20 protein-coding genes are annotated in these 20,406 nt (G+C 62.1%); all 20 read left to right on the forward strand.

Annotation, left to right across the window (positions count from 1 at the left end):
- Nucleotides 1-34: 34 nt before the first annotated feature.
- A complete protein-coding gene (locus ABY454_RS06270; RefSeq protein ID WP_372929324.1) occupies nucleotides 35-400 on the forward strand; it encodes an NADH-quinone oxidoreductase subunit A in 366 nt (121 codons plus the stop codon).
- Nucleotides 391-948 carry an NADH-quinone oxidoreductase subunit B family protein gene (locus ABY454_RS06275; RefSeq protein ID WP_372929325.1) on the forward strand — a complete coding sequence of 186 codons (558 nt, stop codon included), beginning with the start codon at nucleotides 391-393 and terminating at the stop codon, nucleotides 946-948. Before ABY454_RS06270 ends, ABY454_RS06275 begins: the two co-directional genes overlap by 10 nt.
- A gap of 30 nt (nucleotides 949-978) precedes the next feature.
- Complete coding sequence (locus ABY454_RS06280) at nucleotides 979-1,605, forward strand: NADH-quinone oxidoreductase subunit C (RefSeq protein WP_372929326.1); 627 nt, start codon at nucleotides 979-981, stop codon at nucleotides 1,603-1,605.
- Nucleotides 1,606-1,610: 5 nt separating this feature from the next.
- Nucleotides 1,611-2,834, forward strand: coding sequence for an NADH-quinone oxidoreductase subunit D (locus ABY454_RS06285; RefSeq protein WP_372929327.1), 1,224 nt, complete (start codon nucleotides 1,611-1,613; stop codon nucleotides 2,832-2,834).
- Nucleotides 2,835-2,957: 123 nt separating this feature from the next.
- Nucleotides 2,958-3,635: an NADH-quinone oxidoreductase subunit NuoE gene (nuoE, locus tag ABY454_RS06290; protein ID WP_372929328.1), complete on the forward strand. Its 678-nt coding sequence runs from the start codon at nucleotides 2,958-2,960 to the stop codon at nucleotides 3,633-3,635.
- The gene (gene nuoF / locus ABY454_RS06295) at nucleotides 3,635-4,924 is read left to right on the forward strand and encodes an NADH-quinone oxidoreductase subunit NuoF (RefSeq protein ID WP_372929329.1); all 1,290 of its coding nucleotides are present in this window, start codon (nucleotides 3,635-3,637) and stop codon (nucleotides 4,922-4,924) included. Before nuoE ends, nuoF begins: the two co-directional genes overlap by 1 nt.
- A gap of 8 nt (nucleotides 4,925-4,932) precedes the next feature.
- Entirely contained in the window at nucleotides 4,933-7,041 is a 2,109-nt protein-coding gene (gene nuoG / locus ABY454_RS06300) for an NADH-quinone oxidoreductase subunit NuoG (protein ID WP_372929330.1), read from the forward strand.
- Nucleotides 7,034-8,056: an NADH-quinone oxidoreductase subunit NuoH gene (nuoH, locus tag ABY454_RS06305; RefSeq protein WP_372929331.1), complete on the forward strand. Its 1,023-nt coding sequence runs from the start codon at nucleotides 7,034-7,036 to the stop codon at nucleotides 8,054-8,056. Before nuoG ends, nuoH begins: the two co-directional genes overlap by 8 nt.
- A 12-nt stretch (nucleotides 8,057-8,068) precedes the next feature.
- Complete coding sequence (gene nuoI, locus ABY454_RS06310; RefSeq protein ID WP_372929332.1) at nucleotides 8,069-8,560, forward strand: NADH-quinone oxidoreductase subunit NuoI; 492 nt, start codon at nucleotides 8,069-8,071, stop codon at nucleotides 8,558-8,560.
- Nucleotides 8,561-8,615: 55 nt separating this feature from the next.
- Nucleotides 8,616-9,227 carry an NADH-quinone oxidoreductase subunit J gene (locus tag ABY454_RS06315; RefSeq protein ID WP_372929333.1) on the forward strand — a complete coding sequence of 204 codons (612 nt, stop codon included), beginning with the start codon at nucleotides 8,616-8,618 and terminating at the stop codon, nucleotides 9,225-9,227.
- Nucleotides 9,224-9,532: an NADH-quinone oxidoreductase subunit NuoK gene (gene nuoK, locus ABY454_RS06320; protein WP_372929334.1), complete on the forward strand. Its 309-nt coding sequence runs from the start codon at nucleotides 9,224-9,226 to the stop codon at nucleotides 9,530-9,532. Before ABY454_RS06315 ends, nuoK begins: the two co-directional genes overlap by 4 nt.
- A 9-nt stretch (nucleotides 9,533-9,541) precedes the next feature.
- Entirely contained in the window at nucleotides 9,542-11,467 is a 1,926-nt protein-coding gene (gene nuoL, locus ABY454_RS06325; RefSeq protein ID WP_372929335.1) for an NADH-quinone oxidoreductase subunit L, read from the forward strand.
- Entirely contained in the window at nucleotides 11,464-12,978 is a 1,515-nt protein-coding gene (locus ABY454_RS06330) for an NADH-quinone oxidoreductase subunit M (RefSeq protein WP_372929336.1), read from the forward strand. The genes nuoL and ABY454_RS06330 overlap by 4 nt, the downstream gene beginning before the upstream one ends.
- A gap of 3 nt (nucleotides 12,979-12,981) precedes the next feature.
- Nucleotides 12,982-14,424, forward strand: a complete 1,443-nt coding sequence (gene nuoN / locus ABY454_RS06335; RefSeq protein ID WP_372929337.1) for an NADH-quinone oxidoreductase subunit NuoN — start codon at nucleotides 12,982-12,984, stop codon at nucleotides 14,422-14,424.
- A gap of 12 nt (nucleotides 14,425-14,436) precedes the next feature.
- Complete coding sequence (locus ABY454_RS06340) at nucleotides 14,437-15,213, forward strand: biotin--[acetyl-CoA-carboxylase] ligase (protein ID WP_372929338.1); 777 nt, start codon at nucleotides 14,437-14,439, stop codon at nucleotides 15,211-15,213.
- 6 nt (nucleotides 15,214-15,219) lie between these two features.
- A complete protein-coding gene (locus ABY454_RS06345) occupies nucleotides 15,220-16,917 on the forward strand; it encodes a ribonuclease J (protein WP_372929339.1) in 1,698 nt (565 codons plus the stop codon).
- Nucleotides 16,918-17,006: 89 nt separating this feature from the next.
- A complete protein-coding gene (gene mce / locus ABY454_RS06350) occupies nucleotides 17,007-17,411 on the forward strand; it encodes a methylmalonyl-CoA epimerase (RefSeq protein ID WP_372929340.1) in 405 nt (134 codons plus the stop codon).
- Between the two features lie 4 nt (nucleotides 17,412-17,415).
- Complete coding sequence (locus ABY454_RS06355) at nucleotides 17,416-17,700, forward strand: DUF1467 family protein (RefSeq protein WP_372929341.1); 285 nt, start codon at nucleotides 17,416-17,418, stop codon at nucleotides 17,698-17,700.
- Between the two features lie 667 nt (nucleotides 17,701-18,367).
- Entirely contained in the window at nucleotides 18,368-19,717 is a 1,350-nt protein-coding gene (gene proS / locus ABY454_RS06360) for a proline--tRNA ligase (RefSeq protein WP_372929342.1), read from the forward strand.
- A partial coding sequence (locus ABY454_RS06365) for an ABC transporter permease (RefSeq protein ID WP_372929343.1) occupies nucleotides 19,714-20,406 on the forward strand: 693 nt, incomplete at its 3' end. The genes proS and ABY454_RS06365, both read left to right, overlap by 4 nt.

Genomic DNA, 20,406 nt, shown 5'->3' on the forward strand with positions numbered 1-20,406 from the left:
CCCCGTGAATGCAAAAGAAGGCTTCGGAAGAGCCATGGGCCAGCTGCTTCAAGATTACCTTCCCCTCGTCATCTTCATCGGCATCGCATTCGTCATCAGCACCATCCTGCTGGTCGTGCCCTTCGTCATCGCCGTACGCAATCCGGATCCCGAGAAAGTCTCGGCCTATGAATGCGGCTTCGACGCGTTTGATGACGCGCGGATGAAATTCGACGTGCGCTTCTATCTCGTGTCGCTGCTTTTCATTATCTTCGACTTGGAAGTCGCATTTCTGTTCCCCTGGGCCGTCGCCTTCGGAGACATTGGCGCGCTCGGGTTCTGGTCGATGATCGTGTTCCTCGGCGTGCTCACGATCGGCTTCATTTATGAGTGGCGGAAAGGCGCGCTCGAATGGGATTGATGCCTGAAGTCAGGTTCGAGACGGAAGGGAAGGGCGGCGGCCAGATCACAGCCGGCGCCACTACATTCGGCACCTTCTCCGACGAACTCGCCGACAAGGGCTTTCTACTCACCACCGCCGACGACCTCATAAACTGGTCGCGCACCGGGTCCCTCATGTGGATGACGTTCGGCCTCGCGTGCTGCGCCGTTGAAATGATGCAGGCGTCGATGCCCCGCTACGATCTGGAGAGGTTCGGCTTCGCACCGCGCGCCAGTCCGCGTCAGTCCGACGTGATGATCGTCGCCGGCACGCTCTGCAACAAAATGGCGCCCGCTCTGCGCAAGGTCTACGACCAGATGCCCGAGCCCCGCTACGTTATCTCTATGGGCTCCTGCGCCAATGGCGGGGGCTACTATCACTACTCCTACTCTGTGGTGCGCGGCTGCGATCGGATCGTACCTGTGGACATCTACGTTCCTGGGTGTCCTCCAACGGCCGAAGCGCTCGTCTATGGCGTACTACTCCTACAGAAGAAGATCAGGCGGACAGGTACGATCGAACGCTGACCTCCAGTCCACTCTGATCCTGGGTATTTGATGGACGACGCACTCAATAAGCTGGGCGCTTACCTCTCCGGAAAGCTCGGGCCGAAACTCGTGCGGTTCGACGTGGCACTCGGCGAACTCACCATTGAGGTGAAGCGCGACAGCGTGCGTGACGTCATCACGTTCTTGCGCGACGACGAGCGCTGCCGCTTCGCATCGATCATCGATATTTGCGGCGTGGACTATCCCGACCGCGATGAGCGTTTCGATGTCGTCTATCACTTCTTGAGCCCCTGGCTTAATCACCGCGTCCGTGTCCGTGTGCCGGCAAGCGCCGACACGCCAGTCCCGAGCATTGTCGATCTGTTCCCCGGGGCCAACTGGTTCGAGCGCGAGGCGTACGACCTTTACGGCATTGAGTTCGAAGGCCACCCGGACCTGCGCCGGCTGCTCACCGATTACGGTTTTCAAGGTCATCCCTTGCGTAAAGACTTCCCGCTCACCGGCTTCGTCGAGTTGCGCTACGACGACGAACTCAAGCGCGTTGTCTATGAGCCCGTGAAGCTCATGCAGGAGTTCCGCAATTTCGACTATCTGAGCCCTTGGGAAGCCATGGACACGGCGATCCCTGGTGACGAGAAGGCGGGCCCTGCCGAAGAGCCGAAGGGGGACAGCTAAAGCCGATGGCCGAGACCGACACCAAAGACGTCGTGGACAGCGGCAAGCGGGAAGGGGACGACCGTACCTTCACCATCAATTTCGGGCCGCAGCATCCTGCGGCACATGGCGTGCTGCGCCTCGTGCTCGAACTGGACGGCGAGGTTGTCGAGCGCGTCGATCCGCATATCGGGCTGCTGCACCGCGGCACCGAGAAGCTGATCGAGCACAAGACCTATCTCCAAGCCGTTCCGTATTTCGACCGGCTCGATTACGTCGCGCCGATGAACCAGGAGCATGCCTTCGCGCTCACCGTGGAGAAGCTGTTGGGACTGAGTGTCCCCAAGCGTGCCCAGCTGATCCGCGTGCTCTACTCCGAAATCGGTCGCTTGTTGTCGCATCTTCTGAACATCACCACGCAAGCCTTGGATGTCGGCGCGCTGACGCCGCCGCTCTGGGGCTTCGAGGAGCGCGAGAAGCTAATGGTGTTCTACGAGCGGGCCAGTGGCAGCCGCATGCATGCGGCCTATGTCCGCCCCGGCGGCGTGCACCAGGATCTGCCGCCGGCCTTGGTCGACGACATCTACGCCTTCTGCGATCCCTTTCTTAAAGTCTGCGACGACATCGAAGGACTGCTGACCCATAACCGCATCTTCAAGCAGCGCAATGTGGATATCGGCGTGTTCAGCGAGAAGGACGCTTGGGCCTATGGCTTTTCGGGCGTGATGGTCCGCTCCACGGGCGCGGCGTGGGACTTGCGCAAGAGCCAGCCTTACGAGTGCTACGAAGAACTCGAGTTCGACATTCCCATCGGCAAGAACGGCGACTGCTACGACCGTTATCTGCTCCGCATGGAAGAGATGCGCCAGGCCATCCGCATCATGAAGCAATGTTGCGAGATGCTGACGACGACGCCGGGCCCCGTCACCGTCGACAACCACAAGATGGTGCCGCCGCACCGCGCCAAGATGAAGGGCTCCATGGAATCCCTCATCCACCACTTCAAGCTGTACACCGAGGGCTACCACGTCCCGAAAGGCGAGGCCTACGCCGCCGTCGAAGCGCCCAAGGGCGAATTCGGCGTCTATCTAGTCGCCGACGGGTCGAACCGGCCTTACCGCTGCAAGATCAGGCCGCCGAGCTATCCCCATCTCGCGGCGCTCGATTTCCTCTGCCGCGGGCACATGCTGGCGGATGTGTCGGCAGTGCTGGGGTCGATCGATGTTGTCTTTGGGGAAATCGACCGATGACGATTTGTGCATTGCGAAATCGTTCCCGGTCGGCAAGACTCTTGAAGGCCTTACGGAAGTCAGTTCACAGCGATTTGCGCTTGTCTGGGCACGACCCGGCGCCGATCGCACAAGAAGATTGAGATGAGCGTCCGACGCCTCGCCGCCGATCAGCCTGAGGGCTTCGCCTTCACGCCCGAGAACCTGAAATGGGCCAAGGCTGAGATCGCCAAATACCCGGAAGGCCGCCAGGCTTCGGCCGTGCTGTCGCTGCTATGGCGCGCCCAGGAGCAGAACGACGGCTGGATCTCCGAGCCTGCACTGCGCTACGTCGCCGACATGCTCGGTATGCCCTATATCCGGGTCTACGAGATCGTCACCTTCTACACGATGTACAATCTGGCGCCGGTCGGCCGCTACTACGTGCAAGTGTGCGGCACGACGCCTTGCATGCTCAGCGGCGCGGAGGACATCAAGGACGTCTGCCGCAAACACATCGGTCCGAAGGACACTGTCAGCGACGACGGCATGTTCTCCTGGACCGAGGTCGAATGTCTTGGCGCCTGCGTGAACGCGCCCATGGCGCAGATCAACAAGTACTATTACGAGGACCTGACGCCGGAGAGTTTCGAGGCGCTGCTCGGCAAACTCCGCAAAGGGGAAAACGTTGAGCCCGGCCCACAAGACGGCCGCCAGGCCGCAGCCCCTGAAGGCGGCCCCAACACGCTCACCGATCCTGCGCTCTACGCTAAGGACAAGTCTGGCCCCGAGCCGGGTTATGCGGGTACGTCCGACGAGACAGCCAAGGCGAGGTCGCGCTGATGCTCCCGGACAAGGATCGCATCTTCACCAACCTCTATGGCCTGCACAGTTGGCGGCTGCCGGCGGCGCGGGCGCGTGGCGCCTGGGACGGCACCAAGAGCTTCATCGCCAGGGGCCATGACGGCGTGATCGATGAGGTGAAGGCATCCGGCTTGCGCGGCCGGGGCGGTGCCGGATTCCCGACAGGTCTCAAATGGTCGTTCATGCCCAAGAACGACAGCCGCCCGAGCTACCTCGCCGTCAACGCCGATGAATCGGAGCCCGGCACCTGCAAGGACCGGGAGATCATTCGCCACGACCCGCATCTTCTCATCGAGGGCGCGCTGCTCGCCGCCTTCGCCATGCGCGCGCATACCGCTTACGTCTATATTCGCGGCGAGTTCATCGCCGAACGCGAGATTATGCAAGCGGCCATCGACGAAGCCTACGCCGCCAAGCTCGTCGGCAAGAACAACGTCAATGGCTGGGACTTCGAAATTTTCGTCCATCACGGGGCCGGGGCCTATATCTGCGGCGAGGAAACAGCGCTCCTGGAAAGCCTCGAAGGCAAGAAGGGTCAGCCGCGCCTAAAGCCGCCATTTCCTGCCAATTGCGGCGTGTGGGGCGCACCGACCACGGTCAACAACGTGGAGACCCTCGCCTCGGTGCCGGACATCATGCGCCGTGGTGCCACCTGGTACGCCGCCCTCGGCCGTCCCGGTAACACCGGCACCAAGCTCTATTGCATCTCCGGCCACGTGAATAAGCCCTGCACCGTCGAAGAAGAGATGGGCATTCCCTTGCGCGAGCTGATCGACACTTACGCGGGCGGGGTACGCGGCGGCTGGGACAATCTCCTGGCGGTCATCCCGGGCGGCTCGTCGGTGCCGTGCCTTCCCGCCAGCCTCTGCGACACCGTGCTGATGGACTACGACAGTCTCAAAGCCGTCGATACCGCACTTGGCACCGCCGGTGTCATCGTCATGGACAAGTCGACCGACATCATCCGGGCAATCGCGCGCATCGCCTATTTCTACAAGCACGAGTCTTGCGGCCAGTGCACGCCCTGCCGCGAAGGCACGGGCTGGATGTGGCGCGTGCTGGAGCGCATGGCCGACGGCAATGCACGGAAGGGTGAGATCGAGATGCTGCTCGACGTGAGCCATCAAGTCGAAGGCCACACGATCTGCGCGCTGGGTGACGCCGCCGCCTGGCCGGTGCAAGGCCTGATCCGGCATTTCCGTCACGTCATCGAAGAACGCATCGACGCGGCAGCGACAAAACCGTCCGTTCCAGTGGCCGCGGAGTAGGGGCAAGCATGCCGAAGCTGATCATCAACGACAAAGAGCACGACGTCCCGGACGGCATCACGCTGATCCAGGCGTGTGAGCTCGCCGGCGTTGAGATCCCGCGCTTCTGTTACCACGAGCGCCTGTCCATCGCCGGCAATTGCCGCATGTGCCTCGTCGAAGTGATCGGCATGCCAAAGCCCGTGGCCTCCTGCGCCATGTCGGTGAACGATCTGCGCCCCGGACGCGACGGCACGCCGCCAACCATCCTGACGCACTCGGAGACGACCAAGAAGGCGCAGGAAGGCACGCTCGAATTCCTGCTGATCAATCACCCGCTCGATTGTCCGATCTGCGATCAGGGCGGCGAATGCGACCTGCAAGATCAAACCATGGCGTTCGGCTTCGACGCCGGCCGCTTTCACGACAACAAGCGCGCCGTCGAAGACAAATATCTCGGCCCGCTCATCGACACCTGCATGACGCGTTGCATCCACTGCACGCGCTGTGTCCGCTTCATGACCGAAGTCGCCGGCGTCCAGGAATTGGGCGCCATCGGCCGTGGCGAGGACACGGAGATCTCCACCTATCTTGAGCACGGAATGCACTCGAACCTGTCGGGCAATGTCGTCGATCTTTGTCCTGTCGGCGCACTGACGTCGAAACCTTACGCATTCCATGCGCGCCCCTGGGAACTCTCCAAGACACCCTCCATCGACGTCATGGATGCGCTCGGCTCGTCCATCCGTGTCGATGCACGCGGCCGCGAGGTCTTACGCATCCTGCCGCGCATCAACGACGAGGTGAACGAGGAGTGGATCTCCGACAAGGCGCGGCATGTGTGGGACGGCTTGCGTACCCAACGCCTCGACCGGCCCTATGTCCGCAAGAACGGCAAGCTCGTCCCGTGCAGCTGGGACGACGCCTTTGCCGCGATCGCCAAAAAGCTTAAGGGCCTCGACGGCGCGAAGTTCGGCGCCATCGCCGGAGACCTCGCCGCGGCCGAAGACATGTTCGCCCTCAAGCAGCTTACCGAAGCGCTGGGCTCACCGAACATCGATTGCCGCCAGGACGGCACCAAGCTCGATCCGGCGTCGGGCCGCGCCAGCTATCTCTTCAACACCACGATCGGGGGCGTCGAAGACGCCGACGCCGTACTGTTCATCGGCACGGACCCGCGCGTGGAGGCGCCGGTCCTCAATGCGCGCATCCGCAAGCGTTGGACGCGCCTCGAAGAAGGCCTCCCCGTCGCCCTGATCGGGACGGAAGTCGATCTCACCTATGACTACGATTACCTCGGCGCAGGGCCGGAGACGCTCGCCAAGATTGCCGACGGCTCGCATGCTTTCGCCAAGACGCTTCAGAACGCCGAGAAGCCGCTGATCGTCATTGGCCAAGCCGCGCTGACGCGTGCCGACGGGGCTGCCGTGCTGGCGCTCGCCGTTCGGGCGGCGAAGAAAGTCGGCGCGATCGCGTCCGGCTGGAACGGTTTCAACGTGCTGCACACCGCCGCCGCCCGCGTTGGCGGTCTCGATCTTGGGCTGGTCCCGGGGAAGGGCGGTCTCGACGTGGATGCGATGCTCGATGCGGCCGGCAAAGGCAAACTCGACGTCGTTTATCTGCTCGGTGCCGACGAGATCGACATGGAACGCCTCGGCGATGCCTTCGTCATCTATCAGGGCAGTCATGGCGATCGCGGCGCACACCGCGCCGACGTGATCCTGCCGTGCGCCGCCTATACCGAGAAGGAAGGCACCTATGTGAACACGGAAGGCCGCGCGCAAATGACCGCGCGTGCCATCTTCCCGCCTGGCGAGGCCCGCGAGGATTGGACGATTCTGCATGCATTGTCCGGGGCTCTGGGGCAGACGCTTGCCTTCGGCAGCCTGGAGGAGCTCCGCGCGAAGATGTACGAGGCCGCACCGACGCTCGCGCATCTGGATTCTGTGGAGCCGGCCGACACGTCCGCTCTCGACAAGCTCGCAAGCTCGGCGGCAAAGATGACGCGGACCCGCTTCGGCCTCGTCGTCGGCGACTATTACCTGTCCAATCCGGTGGCCCGTGCCTCCGCCATCATGGCGAACCTCAGCGCCATGCACGCGGGCGGCCCGGAGAAAGCGACCGGCACCGATGGCTGAGTTCTGGACCGAATACGGTTTGCCGACCGCGCTGACGATTGTGCACAGCGTGGCGATGATCGTGATCCTGCTGATCGTCGTCGCCTTCGTGCTTTACGCCGACCGCAAGGTCTGGGCCGCCGTGCAGATGCGGCGCGGACCAAACGTGGTGGGACCGTTCGGCCTCTGGCAGTCCTTCGCCGACCTTCTGAAGTTCGTTTTCAAAGAGGTCATCATCCCGGCGGGCTCCAACAAGGGCATCTTCCTGCTGGCGCCGATCATCACCGCAGGCCTCGCCATTTCCGCCTGGGCGGTCATGCCGGTGGACGAGGGCTGGGCCGTTTCCGACATCAATGTCGGCGTGCTCTACATCTTCGCCATCTCCAGCCTGCAAGTGTACGGCGTGATCATGGCCGGCTGGGCGTCCAACTCGAAATACGCCTTTCTTGCCGCGCTCCGCTCGGCCGCGCAGATGGTCTCCTACGAAGTCTCCATCGGCTTCGTCATAATCACCGCACTGCTTTGCGCCGGATCGCTGAACCTGACGGAGATCGTCCAGGCGCAAGACCGGGGGCTTGGCCTGTTCGGCTGGTACTGGCTGCCACTGTTCCCGATGTTCGTCATCTACTTTATCTCCTGTCTCGCGGAGACCAACCGACCGCCCTTCGATCTGCTCGAGGCGGAATCGGAACTCGTGGCCGGTTTCATGGTCGAGTATTCGTCCACGCCCTACATGCTCTTCATGCTGGGCGAGTACGTCGCGATTCTTCTGCTGTGCGGGCTTGGAGTCGTCCTCTTCTTCGGCGGCTGGCTGCCGCCCTTCGACGTGGTGCCCTTCACCTGGATACCCGGCGTGATATGGTTCCTCCTGAAGCTCTTCTTCTTGTTCTTCCTTGTCTCCATGGTGAAAGCCATGGTGCCGCGCTATCGCTACGATCAACTGATGCGGCTCGGCTGGAAGGTATTTCTGCCTTTGTCTCTCGCCGCCGTGGTCATTGTCGCCGCGGTGTTGCGCCTTTGGGAACATGGATTTTAGAGGAGTGAGCGCGTGAGCCGATTTGCCCAAGCTGCAAAATCTCTTCTCCTGGTGGAGTTCGTGTCCGCCTTCTGGCTCGCCATGAAATACTTCGTGGCGCCGAAGGCGACCTTGAACTACCCCTTCGAAAAAGGGCCCTTAAGTCCAAGATTTCGCGGGGAGCATGCGCTTCGCCGCTATCCGAACGGCGAGGAGCGCTGCATTGCCTGCAAGCTGTGCGAGGCGATTTGCCCGGCGCAGGCCATCACCATCGAAGCGGGGCCGCGGCGCAACGACGGCACGCGCCGCACCACCCGCTATGACATCGACATGGTGAAATGCATCTATTGCGGTTTCTGCCAGGAGGCATGCCCGGTCGAAGCCATTGTCGAGGGACCGAATTTCGAGTTCGGGACCGAGACGCGGGAGGAGTTGTACTACGACAAGGAACGGCTGCTAGCGAACGGTGATCGCTGGGAGAGTGAGATCGCCAAGAACATCGCGCTGGACTCGCCGTATCGATGAGGGGTGACGTGGGGGATTTTGGGACAAACAAGAACTGCGTGACGAAGAAGGCTGCATGATGCTGTCCGCGCTGTTCTTCTATCTCTTCTCCATTATGTGCATCGGCGCCGCCTTCATGGTTGTTGCGTCGAAGAACCCCGTGCACGCGGTGCTGTTCCTCATTCTTGCTTTCTTCAATGCGGCGGGACTGTTCGTGCTGCTTGGCGCGGAGTTCCTCGCCATGATCCTGGTCGTTGTCTATGTCGGCGCGGTCATGGTGCTGTTCCTGTTCGTGGTGATGATGCTCGATATTGACTTCGCCGAGCTGCGCGCGGGCTTCATCAAATATCTGCCCGTCGGCGCCGTGGTCGGGCTGCTACTGCTGGTCGAGCTTGTCTTCGTGGTTGGCACATGGGTCACCGCACCCGATCTCGTGCACAATGCCCCGACGCCTCCCGTGGCCGAGGTGAGCAACACGAAAGCCTTGGGCAACGTGCTCTATACTCAATACGTCTATCTCTTCGAGGCAGCCGGCCTCATTCTCCTCGTCGCCATGATCGGCGCCATCGTTCTCACGCTACATCACAAGCGCGATGTGCGTCGTCAGTCCATCTCCGCGCAAGTGGCGCGCACGCCTGAGACCGCCATTGAAGTGGTCGAGGTGGAATCGGGGAGGGGCCTCAAATGACCATCGGTCTGTCCCACTACCTCACCGTGGCTGCCGTGCTGTTCACCATTGGCGTCTTCGGCATTTTCCTCAACCGCAAGAACGTCATCGTCATCTTGATGTCGATCGAGCTCATGCTGCTCGCGGTCAATATCAATCTCGTGGCGTTCTCCTCCTTCCAAGCCGATCTGGTCGGCCAGGTCTTTGCGCTGATCGTATTGACCGTCGCGGCGGCGGAGGCGGCCATCGGGCTCGCCATCGTCGTCGTCTACTTCCGTAATCGCGGCACGATCGACGTCGCCGAAATCCATCTCCTGAAAGGCTGACGGCAAGACGTGATGTATCACGCGATCCTCTTCCTACCCCTGATCGGGGCGCTGTTCGCCGGTCTCTTTGGCCGGGTCGTCGGCGCGCGGGCCTGCGAGGTCGTGACCATCTCGCTGATGTTCGTCACCGCGTTCTTGTCGTGGATCGCTTTCTATCAAGTCGCCATCGAAGGCAACGACGTCCGCATCACGCTGCTCGGCTGGATGCAGTCCGGTGACTTCAAGACCTATTGGTCGATCCGCGTCGACACGCTGACTGCCGTGATGCTCGTTGTGGTCAACACTGTGTCCTCCGTGGTGCACCTCTATTCTGTCGGCTACATGGACGAGGACCCGCACAAGGAGCGGTTCTTCGCCTATCTCTCCATGTTCACCTTCGCCATGCTGGCGCTGGTGACCTCCGACGATCTCGTCCAGCTGTTCTTCGGCTGGGAGGGCGTTGGCCTCGCGTCTTATCTGCTCATCGGCTTCTGGTACCGCAAGCCCGGACCGAATGCCGCCGCCATCAAGGCGTTTATCGTCAACCGCATCGGCGATTGGGGCTTCGCGCTCGGCATCTTCGCCGTGTTCATCACCTTCGGTGCTGTGCAATACGACACGATCTTCGCCGCCGCGCCTGACCAAGTCGGCAAGACCATGACGTTCCTGTCCTGGGAAGTCCCGGTGCTGGAGCTGATCTGCTTCCTTCTGTTCATGGGCGCCATGGGCAAGTCGGCGCAATTCCTGCTGCACACCTGGTTGCCGGACGCCATGGAAGGCCCGACGCCGGTCTCCGCGCTGATCCATGCGGCCACAATGGTCACGGCCGGCGTGTTCATGGTGGCGCGCATGTCACCGCTCTTCGAGCTGGCACCGTACGCACTCGCCTTCGTCGCCATCATCGGCGCGACAAGCGCCTTCTTTGCCGCCACTGCCGCCGTGGTGCAGACCGATATCAAGCGCGTCATCGCGTACTCGACCTGCTCGCAGCTCGGCTACATGTTCGCCGCAGAAGGGGTCGGGGCCTTCGACGCCGGCATGTTCCACCTGTTCACCCATGGCTGCTTCAAGGCGTGCCTGTTCTTATGCGCCGGCGCCGTGACCCATGCCATGGCGGACAATCGCGACATGCGCCGCATGGGGGGCTTGCGGAAGATGATGCCCTTTACCTTTGCCATGATGCTGTTCGGCTCGCTGGCGCTCACTGCTTTCCCGCTGACGGCCGGCTTCGTCTCCAAGGACTTCATCATCGAGACCACTTGGTTCGATCACACGCTGGTCGGCCAATACACCTATTGGATGACGCTGATCGCAGCCTTCCTCACCGCGCTCTACACCTGGCGGCTGATGTTCTTCACCTTCGAAGGCAATTTCCGCGGCGGCAAGGCGATGGCCGCACACGTTCACGATCCGCCCTGGACCATGGCGGTGCCGATGGCGATCCTCGCCGCCGGCGCGCTGTTCGCCGGTCTGGCTTTTCGGCATTTGTTCATCGGCCCCGACCACGTCGCCTTCTGGCGCGACTCGATCGTGCTGCAAGATGCCCATCACGTCGCTCCGTTCTGGCTGACACTGTCGCCGACGATCGCCATGACGCTCGGCTTCCTGATCGCTTGGTACTTCTATATGTGGCGGCCGCTCTATCCGTTCGGACTGCTCAAGCGCTTCCCGGCGATCAACAAGTTCTTCCTGCACGCCTGGTACTTCGATGCGCTGTACGACCGCATCTTCGTGCGGCCCTCCAAGTGGATTGGGAACTTCCTCTGGAGGTATGGTGACGGCGCCGTCATTGACGGCATCGGCCCCAATGGCGTGGCCGCGCGCGTACTCGACATCACCAACCGCGTGGTCAAGCTGCAGACCGGCTACATATACCACTACGCCTTCATCATGCTGATCGGCGTCGCGCTCCTCATCACCTACTTCATCGTCACCGGAGGGGCGCTTAACCCATGAGTTACAGCTGGCCGATCCTCTCCACCGTCACCTTCCTGCCGCTGCTTGGCGCGCTGCTGATCCTTGCGCTGCGCGGCAATGACGAGAGCGCCTTCCGCAACGCCCGCTACATCGCGCTGTGGACGACGCTCATCACTTTCGCCATCTCGCTGCTGCTGTGGCGCGACTTCGATCCCGGCACGGCGCAGTTCCAGTTCGTGGAACTGAGACCCTGGCTCGGTCCCATCACCTTCCACATGGGCCTCGACGGCATCTCCATGCCCTTCGTGATCCTCACTACGCTGCTGATGCCGCTGACCATCCTGTCCAGCTTCGGCGCCATCAAAGTGCGGGTGAAGGAATTCATGATCGCCTTCCTCGTGCTCGAGACCTTGATGCTCGGCGTGTTCTGCTCGCTCGACCTCGTGATGTTCTATCTGTTCTTCGAGGGCGGCCTGATCCCGATGTTCCTCATCATCGGCATCTGGGGCGGAGAGCGGCGCGTCTATGCGAGCTTCAAGTTCTTCCTCTATACGCTCGCTGGCTCCGTCCTGATGCTGCTCGCAATCATGGCCATGTACTTGGAAGCGGGCACGACCAACATCCCGGCGCTGCTCAACTACGACTTCCCGCCGGAAATGCAAACCTGGCTATGGTTCGCCTTCCTCGCGTCCTTCGCGGTGAAGCTGCCCATGTGGCCGGTACACACCTGGCTACCGGACGCGCATGTGGAGGCGCCGACCGCCGGCTCGGTGATCCTTGCCGGCATTCTCCTGAAGCTCGGCGGCTACGGCTTCTTGCGCTTCTCCATCCCGATGTTCCCGCTGGCCTCGGCCGATTTCGCGCCCGTGATCTTCGCCCTGTCGGTCATCGCCATCATCTACACCTCACTGGTGGCACTGGCCCAAGAGGACATGAAGAAGCTGATCGCCTATTCGTCGATCGCCCATATGGGCTTTGTCACCATGGGTCTCTTCACCTTCACCATGCAGGGGCTTCAAGGCGGCATCTTCCTGATGCTTTCCCACGGCATCGTCTCTGCCGCGCTCTTCTTATGCGTCGGCGTCGTTTACGACCGCATGCACACGCACGAGATATCCGTGTTCAACGGCCTCGTGAACCGCATGCCGCTTTACGCCGCGTTCTTTATGGTCTTCACGCTGGCCAATGTCGGCCTGCCGGGCACGACTGGCTTTGTCGGCGAGTTCCTGACGCTTCTTGGCGCCTTCCAGGTCAACACCTGGGTCGCGGCGCTTGCGGCAACCGGCATCATCTTGTCGGCCGGCTATGCACTGTGGCTCTATCGCCGCATCATCTTCGGCACCATCGTCAACCCGGCACTGAAGAACATCGCCGATCTTTCCTGGCGTGAGGTCGCCGTGATGGTCCCGCTCCTCGTCATTACGATTTGGTTTGGCTTCCATCCCAATCCCATCCTCGACGTCTCGGCCGTCTCGGTCGAAGCGTTGATGGCTGACTTCAAAGCGGGCCTTGCCGCCGCCCAACAGGCGCCGCTTGCGCCCGGACCGTAGAGGATGTCCGAGACCGTGACCGAGACGCTCAACTTCGCGCCAATCCTACCGGAGCTGACCCTTGCGATCGGCGCCATGGCGCTGCTCATGCTGGGCGTCTTCTCCAAGCCCGAACATGGCGAGCGCATCTTGTGGCTCGCTCTGGGTGTGCTCGTCCTGGCCGGCATCTTCGTCGCGCGCGGCGAGGGGACTGCGACGGCGTTCAACGGCACCTTCATCGTCGATCCTTACGCACGCATGCTGGACCTGATGACACTGACGGGTGCCGGGGTCGCGCTCATCCTGTCGCGCGACTACTGGCTCGAGCATGGCGGCGTGAAGTTCGAATACCCGGTGCTGTTGCTGTTCGCCGCGACCGGCATGCTGATGATGGTCTCGGCCAACGATCTCATCACGCTCTATGTCGGACTGGAATTGCAGAGCCTGGCGCTCTACGTGGTCGCCGCTTTCAAACGGGACTCCGCGCGCTCCTCGGAGGCCGGCCTCAAATATTTCGTCCTCGGCGCGCTGTCGTCCGGCATGCTGCTCTACGGCGCCTCGCTGATCTACGGGTTTACCGGCTCGACCGAGTTCACGCAGATCGCCAACGCCGTGCAGCCGTCGAATATCAGTTTAGGCCTGATCTTTGGGCTGGTGTTCCTGATGGTCGGCTTTGCGTTCAAGATTTCGGCCGTGCCGTTCCACATGTGGACGCCCGATGTCTACGAAGGCGCACCGACGCCAGTGACCGCATTCTTCGCCGCCGCGCCCAAGATCGCCGCCATGGCGCTGACCGTACGCGTGGTTATCACAGCGTTCCCCGCGGCCACCATGCAGTGGCAACAGATCGTCATCTTCCTGGCCATCGCTTCCATGGCGCTTGGCGCGTTTGCCGCGATCGGCCAGCACAACATCAAACGCCTGATGGCCTATAGCTCGATCGGCCATATGGGCTTTGCGCTTGTCGGGCTGGCGGCGGGAACGGCTGACGGCGTGCAGGGCGTGATCATCTATCTCGCCATCTATCTTGTCATGACGCTCGGTACATTCGCCTGCATCCTGGCGCTGCGCCGCGACGGCAAGATGGTGGAGGAGATCGACCAGCTTTCCGGCCTCTCCCAGACGAGCCCCGGCATGGCACTCATGCTGGCGATCCTGCTGTTCTCGCTCGCCGGCATTCCGCCACTGGCGGGTTTCTTCGCCAAGTTCTACGTGTTCTTGGCAGCCATCGAGGCGGGGCTCTATGTGCTCGCCGTCATCGGTGTGCTCTTGAGCGTGGTGGGCGCGTATTATTATCTGCGCATCGTCAAGATCATGTATTTTGACGAGCCTGCCGAACGCTTCGAGCCCATGCCGAAAATCCTTGCCGGGGTCTTGGGAGCGAGCGGCGTCCTGACCCTGTTATACTTCGTCTATCCCGCACCGCTCGTTACCGCAGCTGGGGTGGCGGCCAAATCGTTGTTCTGATCGTTGTTCTGAATGTCCCGTTCCGCTTCTCCGTCCCCAAAGATGCCGACCGGCTACCGGTTGGTCCGGCTCGACAGTGTGGATTCCACCAGTTCGGAAGCCCGCCGCCGCGCCGACATGGGCGAGCCCGGCCCGTTATGGGTGTGGTCGGCGCGTCAGTCCAAAGGCCGGGGACGCATAGGCAGAGAGTGGACATCGCAGTTCGGCAATCTCTTCGCCAGCCTGCTCATCCGGCTCAACTGTCCGATCCAGACCGCGAGCGAGCTTGGTCTGGTCGCCGGGATCATCGCTTACGAGACCATCGCCAAGCTCATCGCCTATGAGGGCCGCTCTGAGCTTCTGCTGAAATGGCCCAACGACGTGCTTCTTGCGGAAGAGAAGATCGCCGGCACATTGCTGGAGAATGTAGGAACGCCGAACAACAATGGATCGGTCGTCGTCATCGGCACGGGCATCAATCTGGCGAGCCATCCGGAAAAACTGCCGCAACCCGCGATCAGTCTCGACGCTTATGGCCTCACCGTCTCGCCCGGCGACGCGCTGGAAGCGCTGGCCGAAACCACCCATGAATGGCTCCAACAGTGGGGCGAGGGCGCCACGTTTCCCACCATCAGGCGCGCCTGGCTCGACCGCGCCGGTCCCGTCGGGCGACCGCTTATCGTGCGGCTGAACGATGAGGAACTGCGAGGCGCTTATGCGGGCCTCGACCCCGAAGGCGCGCTGCGCCTCAAGACCGACGAAGGCGAGCGGCTCATCACAGCCGGCGACGTCTTCTTCGCGAGCCAATAGCCCCTGTTGAACGCAAGTCCCAAAAAACCCGACCGCAATCGCGACGCGCTCGTCTTCGTGCCCTTAGGCGGCGTCGGCGAGATCGGCATGAATCTGTATCTCTATGGCTACGGACGCCGGGATAGCTATCAGTGGCTTGTCATCGACATGGGCGTGACCTTCGGTTCCGAATACGAGCCGGGCATCGACGTGATCATGCCCGACATTCGCTTTCTCGAAGAGGAACGCCACAACATTGCGGGGCTCCTTCTGACCCATGCGCACGAAGATCACTTCGGCGCCATTCCCGATCTTTGGCCTCTGCTCGGCCGCCCGCCGATCTACGCCACGCCGTTCACCGCCGAGATGCTGAAGTCGAAGCTCGCCGAAATGTGGGCCGATGACGACGACTTGCCGCTGGAGGTCGTACCGCTTGGCGCAAACCGCGACATCGGTCCGTTCGACGTCGAACTGATTGCCATGTCGCATTCGATCCCCGAGCCCTCGGCCGTTGCCATCACCACGCCGCTCGGCCGCGTCCTGCATACCGGCGACTGGAAGCTCGACGAGAACCCGTTGACGAGCCCGCCAACGGACGAAGACCGGCTCCGGGCCATTGGGCGGGACGGGCTCGACGCGCTTGTCTGCGATTCCACCAACGCGATCCGCGAGGGCGTGTCGCCGTCCGAAGCGGAGGTCGGCGCTAATCTTGAGAAACTCATCGCCGAAGCGCCGCAATGCGTGGCGGTGACGACCTTCGCCTCGAACGTCGCCCGGCTTGGATCCGTGGCGAGGGCCGCGCGGGCGGCGGGCCGCGAACTCGTCGTGGCCGGCCGCGCCATGTATCGCGTCATCGAGGCCGCGCAAGCCACCGGCTATCTCGATCCGGAACTCGACTTTCGCGAAGAGACGGCCTTCGAGAGCCTGCCCCGGAACAAAGTCGTGGCGCTGTGTACCGGAAGCCAGGGCGAGGCGCGCGCCGCCTTGGCCCGCATTGCCTCAGGCGAGCATCCGAACCTCTCCCTGAAGCCTGGCGACTGGGTAATCTTTTCCTCCCGCACCATCCCTGGGAACGAGAAGGCCGTGGGCCGCGTCCAGAATGCGCTCGCCGACAACAAGGTCGAGATCCTCACGGATCAGGACGCGCTGGTGCATGTCTCCGGGCATCCCCGGCGGGGCGAACTCAAGCAGCTATACGACTGGCTGAAACCGGATGTCGCCGTGCCCATGCACGGAGAGGGCCGCCACCTGGAAGCACACGCGGAGTTCGCCGAGGCGCTTGGCGTCAAGCAGGTCATCCGCGCGCGCAACGGCACCATGGTGCGCCTCCTGCCGCAACCTGCCGCGATCATCGCCGACGTACCGGTGGGACGGCTTTATCGCGACGGCATGATCCTCACCGCGGCCGACCACGGCCAGGTGCGCGATCGCCGCAAGCTCAGCTTCGCCGGGATCGTAACCGTCTCGCTGGTGCTGACGACCAAGGGCGAGCTCGTCTGCGACCCCGAGGTCTCGCTGCTGGGAATTCCGGAAGAGGACAATCGGGGGATACCGCTTTGGGAGATCGCCCGCGAGGCCGCCATCGGTACGGTGACAAGTATTCCCCGGCCTCGGCGCAAAGACCCCGCGCTCGTCGCCGAAGCGGTCCGCCGGGGCGTGCGCGCGGCCATCGGTCAGTCCTGGGGCAAGAAGCCCGTGTGCACGGTCCTCACGACGGTGCTATAGCGCCTGCCAGGGGCGCACCCGCTGTTGTCCCGCAAACGCGCCGCAATGCGCTACCATTGATCCCGTATTGAAGCCTGGAGCAGAGTTACATGATTGGCCGTTTGAACCATGTCGCGATTGCCGTACCCGACCTGAAAGCCGCGACCGACGTCTACCGCAACACCCTGGGGGCCAAGGTCTCCCCGGAAGAGGAACAGCCGGAGCACGGGGTCAGTACGGTATTCATCGAGCTTCCCAACACGAAGATCGAACTCCTTGGCGTGCTTGGTGAAAAATCACCCATCACCGCCTTTCTGGAGCGCAATCCCAATGGCGGCATCCACCATCTCTGCTACGAGGTGCCGAACATCATCGAGGCCCGCGATCGCCTGGTGAAAGACGGCGCGCGCGTGCTCGGCGACGGCGAGCCCAAGATCGGCGCCCACGGCAAGCCCGTGCTGTTCCTGCACCCGAAAGACTTTTGCGGGACCTTGGTGGAGCTGGAGGAGGCTTAGGATCATGAGCCTTGTTTTCGCCTTCGCCGTCTATTTCATCGTGTGGTGGATCGTGCTGTTCGCCATCCTACCGTTCGGCGTGCGCACCTCCGAAGAGGCCGGTGAGGAGAGTACGCCAGGTTTTGCCGAGAGCGCACCGCACCACCCACGCCTTCTGCCGAAGATGATCGCCACAACGGTGATTTCGGCAATCGTCTTCGCCGGCATCTACGCGATCATCGCGCACCGCATGATCTCGCTGGACGATATTCCCTTCTTCCCGCGCTACGAGAAGGTGCAGCAGGGCTAACTGCCAGGCGATGTTGCGAAGCCAAAAAAAAGCAAGGTCTGCGAGACCTTGCTTCAGTATCGTGACTCCTTTTCTCTTCGGCTTGGCGAACTCGCGTCACAGGGTCTGCGAGTTTCTGCTAAAGAGCGGCGGCGCCAATGTAAAAACACGATTAGCGCGCCAGGAGTACTTCCTCCCAAGACTTGGACCTTAAGTCCAATCTCTCAACGCGAGACTCTCAAGATCGCTAGCGGTCCCGATTGCTCCGACGTTGTGGCCGGACCCTAGACCAGGCGTGCCAAATTGTCACCATGATTGTGACCCGTCGCCGCAGATTTAGGTACGCTGATCAAGGGGTCCCGGACCCTCGCGCCTATCACCGCTCCGGATCCGGACGATTTTCGCCTAGGCCGCAGGCAGAATTCCCGGCTGCAATCCAATGCATCACTAATCTTGCCTGTACACGGGTTTCGATGCCCTAGTCTTGAGAATCATTATAAGAGCCATTCTGGTTTGGGGCCTCGTCGGCCTTGGCGGATTTCCTACTCCCACGCCGATTGCTTAGACCTGCGATCTTGGCTATTAGCCGCCAAGACGGGGCCGGCGAGGGGGTTCGATTTCCGCGCCAAACATGGCTCACCGCAACGGGCACGCCTTGCCGGGCCCTCAACGCCATTAGAGCATTTGGATGCGCCTCAGCCAGTACTTTCTGCCTCTCTTGCGCGACGTCCCGAAGGAAGCGGAGATCGTCTCCCATCGGTTGATGTTGCGCGCAGGGCTGATCCGCCAGTCGAGCGCCGGCATCTATACCTGGCTGCCGCTCGGCACCCGCGTGCTCCGAAACATCGAACAGATCGTGCGCGAGGAGCAGGACCGCGCCGGTGCGATCGAACTTCTCATGCCCACGATCCAGTCCGCCGACCTGTGGCGCGAAAGCGGACGCTATGACGATTACGGCGCCGAGATGCTGCGCATCCAGGACCGCCACGAACGCGACATGCTGTATGGGCCGACCAACGAAGAACTGATCACGGCCATCTTCCGCGACGCGGTGAAGTCCTACAAAGAGCTGCCGCGCATCCTCTATCACATCCAATGGAAGTTCCGAGATGAGATCCGCCCGCGCTTCGGCGTGATGCGCGGCCGCGAATTCCTCATGAAGGATTCTTACTCCTTCGACCTCGACAAAGAGGCCGCCGAGAAATCGTACAACAAGATGTTCGTCGCCTATTTGCGCACGTTCGCCCGCATGGGACTTCACGCGGTACCAATGCGCGCGGAGACTGGGCCGATCGGCGGCGATCTCTCTCATGAATTCATCATCCTTGCCGACACCGGCGAGTCCCAGGTCTATTGTCACAAGGATCTGGTGGAGATGCCGGCGCCCCCGGCCGATCTCGACTATGCAGGCGATCTCACCGAATATGTCCATCAGCGCACCGCGCTCTACGCGGCGACCGACGACGTGCACGATCCGAAGCGCTTCGAGCAGGAGGTGCCCGCCGACAAGCGACTCTCCGCTCGCGGTATCGAGGTCGGGCAAGTTTTCTATTTCGGCACGAAGTACTCCGAAGCCATGGGCGCGCGCGTCCAAGGTCCGGACGGCGACCTGGTGACGGTCGAGATGGGCTCCTACGGCGTCGGCGTCTCACGGCTGCTCGGCGCTATCATCGAGGCGTCCCATGACGAGGCCGGGATCATCTGGCCGCAAGCCGTCGCCCCCTTCGATGTCGGCCTGATCAATCTGAAGGCCGGCGATAAGGACACCGATGCGGCTTGCGAGGACCTCTACGCGAAGCTCCAAGCGGCGGGGCTCGAAATTCTCTATGACGACACCGATGACCGGGCTGGGGCTAAATTCGCCGCTATGGACCTGATCGGGCTCCCCTGGCAGCTTGTCGTGGGGCCCAAGGGCCTGAAGGCCGGAGAAATCGAAGTGAAGGAACGCGCCACCGGCGCCCGCCATAGTCTTACCTTCGACGCGAGCCTTAATATGCTCGTCGACAAGGCGGAACAGGCCAAGAGGGAGGCGGCATGAGCGCCACCACAAGCACTCCAAGCGGCACGCGGGCTTTTGCACCCTTCGAATGGCTGGTGGCGGGGCGTTACCTGCGGGCACGGCGGAAGGAAGGCTTCATCTCCGTGATCGCCGGCTTCTCCTTCCTCGGCATCATGCTCGGCGTCGCCACGCTGATCATCGTCATGGCGGTGATGAACGGCTTCCGCCAGGAGCTGTTCGACAAGATGCTCGGCCTTAACGGCCACGTGGTCGTCCATAGCCTCGGCGAGTTCACCGACTATGACGAGGTGGCCGAGCGCGTCCGCAAAGTCGACGGCGTGAAATACGCACTACCCTTGGTGGAGGGACAGGTGCTGATCTCCACGCACTACAATTCCAGCGGCGCGCTCGTGCGCGGCTTACGCGAAGAGGACCTCAAAAACCTCAAGGCCATTTCCAACAATATCCGCTTCGGCACTTTGGATGGGTTCGACGGAAAGCCGGGTCTGGCGCTGGGCAGCCGCATGGCCAACGACCTCAACGTGAAGGTCGGCGACGAAGTCAACATTCTGACGCCCCGCGGTCCATCCACGGCGCTCGGCATCGCCCCGCGCACCAAGCGCTATCCGGTCGTCGCCATCTTCGAGATCGGCATGTCCGAATACGACGCGAGCATCATGTTTATGCCGCTCACCGAGGCGCAGCGTTATTTTAGCCAGCCCAAAAAA

The sequence above is a fragment of the Methyloceanibacter sp. genome (assembly GCF_041573655.1).
Classification (GTDB): Bacteria; Pseudomonadota; Alphaproteobacteria; order Rhizobiales; family Methyloligellaceae; genus Methyloceanibacter.